This is a genomic window from Candidatus Aegiribacteria sp., assembly GCA_021108435.1.
Lineage (GTDB): Bacteria > Fermentibacterota > Fermentibacteria > Fermentibacterales > JCC-6 > Aegiribacteria.
In genome coordinates this window covers 1-3,919 of record JAIOQY010000168.1, presented here as the reverse complement: position 1 = coordinate 3,919, position 3,919 = coordinate 1, and the positions used below count along the sequence as shown (strand labels likewise).

4 protein-coding genes are annotated in these 3,919 nt (G+C 44.8%); all 4 read right to left on the bottom strand.

All coding sequences use genetic code 11. The annotated features are described in order from the left end of the window. Positions 1-914, bottom strand: a 914-nt coding sequence (locus tag K8R76_09180; GenBank protein MCD4848351.1) for a glycosyltransferase family 2 protein, incomplete at its 3' end; no start/stop codon positions are given. After that, complete coding sequence (locus tag K8R76_09175; protein ID MCD4848350.1) at positions 901-1,488, bottom strand: acetyltransferase; 588 nt, start codon at positions 1,486-1,488, stop codon at positions 901-903. The genes K8R76_09180 and K8R76_09175, both read right to left, overlap by 14 nt. A gap of 8 nt (positions 1,489-1,496) precedes the next feature. Continuing rightward, entirely contained in the window at positions 1,497-2,441 is a 945-nt protein-coding gene (locus tag K8R76_09170) for a Gfo/Idh/MocA family oxidoreductase (GenBank protein ID MCD4848349.1), read from the bottom strand. Between the two features lie 100 nt (positions 2,442-2,541). After that, positions 2,542-3,919 (bottom strand): hypothetical protein (locus K8R76_09165; protein MCD4848348.1); only part of this gene is annotated, 1,378 nt, incomplete at its 5' end.

Sequence of the window (3,919 nt, the reverse complement as noted above, 5' to 3'; positions counted from 1 at the left end):
AGCATCGCGAAGAGTATCGACTGCAATCCGATGAATGTGCAGAAAAGTATGGCAAGGGCGTTTATTTTCGGGATATATGAAGACGTTGCCCAGAAATAGAAAAGCCGGATAATCAGGGGAATATCCAGAAGGAACAGAAAGAAGCCGAAGGCGTAGAAAAATATAAGAGGATGAAAGTCGCGAATAATATATTTCTGTACCATTCGACGGAAAAAAAGCCGAAGCAGCAGCAGAGGTAGAGTAAAAAGAACTCTCGATATTTTTATGCCGCTCTTCTCGCCTATATCGTAAACCGGATTGATAGGTATATCCATCACACGCATATTGTAGATATTACAGGTTACAAGAAAATCGTTCGGCATGCCGTATCGAGGGTAGATGTCTTCGAGGGGAAGCAGGTGGAGAGCTTTATGATTCAGAGCGGTGTATCCGGTTTGAGAATCGGTAACGTGCCAGTAACCGGAGGCTATTTTCGTAAGTAAAGTAAGGGCGGAGTTGCCGAGATACCGAACACGGGGGATTTTCTTCCACGCCTCTCCTGTGATAAGGCGATTGCCTTTTGTATAGTCAGCGCGGTTTTCCACGACTGGATCGAGAAGCGCGGGCATGTCATCCGGATCCATCTGGCCGTCGCCAGCCATCACTACAGCGACATCAATATCATTTTCTCTGCACCAGATGTAACCGGTTCCTATAGCCTTGCCGACGCCGCCGTTCTTCTCATGGCGGATTAAAAGAATGCGATTGTCAGTTTCCGCAAGGTGCTCGACGATCTCCACAGTGCGGTCTTTGCTCCAGTCATCGACTACGATTATTCTGTCAGCGTAATCCGGCATTGAGCGGATGGTGTGCTCGATCTGTGTTTCTTCATCGTATGCTGGAACAACGATGCCTATTTTCTTATTCCTGTACATTGTGAACCAACCGTCCGTCTTCATCCAGATAATATTCTATTCCACACCTGGGACACTGAATATTTCTGTCAAATTCAGGTAGAATTTTCCCGCATTCGCATGCCCAACCAACTCGTTTTGCGGGAATACCAACCATTAGAGCATAATCGGGAACATCACTGGTTACCACGGCTCCTGAACCGATAAATGAGTGTCTTCCGATAGTATTGCCGCATACGATGGTGGCATTTGCTCCGATGGATGCTCCTTCCTTAACCAGTGTTGTAACATAGAATTCCGAACCTCTCTGAGGATATTTGCACCTGGGATCTTTTATATTTGTGAAGACCATTGAAGGTCCGCAGAAAACATAATCTTCGAGGATTACACCCTCGTAAACAGAAACATTGTTCTGTATCTTGCAGTAATTACCGATTTTTACGTCACTCTGAATGAAGACATTCTGACCGAGGGTGCATCCTTCACCCAGTTCCGCCCCGGCCATGATATGGCTGAAATGCCAGATACTGCTTCCCCTGCCGATAGCGGCACCCTTATCTACATAAGCTGATTCGTGAACAAAGAAATCGGACATATCAATCCTTACTTTACGGCAAATCGATGCGAGTTTTTGTTTATTCCAATAGGAACTGATCCGCGAATGTTATGTATCAGCTGTATGGATGGCCGTATATCTTCGATTCCGAAACCAGATCCGGCAAGAGTCTTCTTGTAAAGTTGAGTGTGGAGACCCGTAAATCCCTGCGTGAATTCCAGCTCTTCATCATCGATTGAAATAACTCGATAGGTCGAAGGTTCATTATTTTCATTGAACAGTGGTGAATCATCTCTGTTTATTGATAGATACCATTTGACCCGTGCTTTCTCGAGTTCAAGAAACCCGGAACAGCGAGTTGGCTCAGATAAATGAATTTCACTCTTTTCGACAGCTCCGAAGATCCAGATAAGCATATCGTAGAAGTGTACACCGATATTTGTGGCAAGTCCGCCAGAGCGCTCTGTATTGCCCTTCCAGGATGAAAGATACCACGGTCCGCGCGGCGTTACATACGTCAGCTCGATTTCATATTTTCTATCGGGATTCTCTTCACTGATTCGCTTTTTTAAAGTAATTATCGAAGGGTGAAGTCTGAGCTGCAGAACCGACCACACACGGCATCCGGATTCACCCTCCAGTTCCTGAAGAGCGTCGAGATTCCAGGGGTTAAGAACGATTGGTTTTTCACAGATAACGTCAGCTCCCACCCGGAAGGCCATTCTGATGTGTGCATCGTGAAGATAATTAGGCGAACAGATGCTCATCCAGTGGATCCGAATATCTTCACCTGTTCTTCGAAGTTTTTCTATATGCCGATCGAATCTTTCCGGTTCGGGAAAGAATCTAGCATCGGGACAATACCTGTCCAGAATGCCCACGGAATCATGCGGATCCAATGCGGCGACAATTTTATGCCCGTTGGTTGTAATAGCATCGAGATGCCTCGGAGCTATATATCCAGCAACCCCTGTTACCGCGAAATTTGCCACATTAATTTCCTTAATATCTGATGAATTATTCTTAAATAATCATACAATGCAGTATATGGTTGAGTCAAACCATAACTCATGGTTCTAAATTATACATTGTCTAAAATTCCAATTCATAACCTTCATCGATCAAATACATTGATCTGCAGAATTCAAACCTGTCAAGGACAATTTCTGGAGCTGAAGGATCCAGGATTGCGGCTTTGTAATATTCAGCTGCAAGAGCCCACTCCTGTCTGTGCTCCGCAAGAACTCCTCTGTAATAATCTGTTTTTCCACCCCAGTGCTTAAACCCGGATGGAATAATAAGCAGGATCCATATGAGTAATCCAGCGATTCCTCTCCACGTGAATTTACTATTTTTCAGTACAGCTCCCCAGAGAAGAAGTAAAATAATAAAAGCGATCACAGATCCCATGGAACCAAGCAGCCAGAGTGAATGATGGCCATCAGACATCATTGTTATGCCGATATTCCATTGCGGAATGGGAAGTGAATTCTCAATCGCATGAACAGGTTGATGTACTTCTCCGAATGTACCGGTAAGTGCGATGAGTATTGATGGCAGTACGAGAACGACAGCCATGAACAGATGTTTTCTGCTTAATGATGCGAATTTTGCGAGCCCTATTGCGAAAAACGGTATTACTGGAATAAGATGCCTTGGACCGAAAGCCCATCCGCCTGTTGGCATATAATAAGCAGAGAAGAGCAGGATGTATGAAACTGTTATCAATGGAAGCGGATTTGTTTTCAGTACTGAAGTAAAACGTTTGCTGATGAAAAATCCTGCGATTCCCAGGACTGCCCATGGCATGTAGAAGAAAAGACCTCTTTCAGGTGATAGAAGCAGTATATAGATTGCTCTGAGGGAAGGGAGAGTAAAACCGAAAAGCCCCTGATTCATTCCCTCAAAAGCTTCGACCGTTTCCAGTGAGTAGCCCATGGTCAGGGGGCTGCCGAAGGCGATCCAGTTGTGAATAAGCTGAGGCATGAATGCAAGCAGGATAATTCCTGCCAGACGCAGTATCTTGACTGGACTCCAGTATTTCCTGCCGCGATAAACCGCAAGTATCAGAAATGGAAGCATCACAGGAAATTCCGTTGCAGCTGCTATTGCACCGAAGATATCCGCTTGAAGGTATTTATTTCTGTTCTGGCAATAATAGCTCATAAAGAGAAAAAACGCCGCTGGTACATGGCCGTAAAGCAGAGTTGAATATGGAAGCAGAATGCTCCCGGTCCCAAGAGCCAGTACCGGAAGAAATAGAGGTTTTTCTGATCTCTTCAGCTCCTTTATCATGAAGAGCATAAGAAGTATAAAAGAAATGCCGGCTGAAAGACGCTCAGCGATATACCTGCAAGCTGGTGGTGATATTTCAGATCCCACTATATTCTCTAAGGTTCTGGTAATTCCATAAGGTATGGCAGCGATAATCGATGTTAGTACAGCCTTGTCGCAGTAGTAATGATTGTTA

What these genes read in the sequence shown, in the direction of transcription:
- K8R76_09175 (MCD4848350.1), bottom strand. Translation starts at nt 1,488, where the DNA reads ATGTCCGATTTCTTTGTTCACGAATCAGCTTATGTAGATAAGGGTGCC.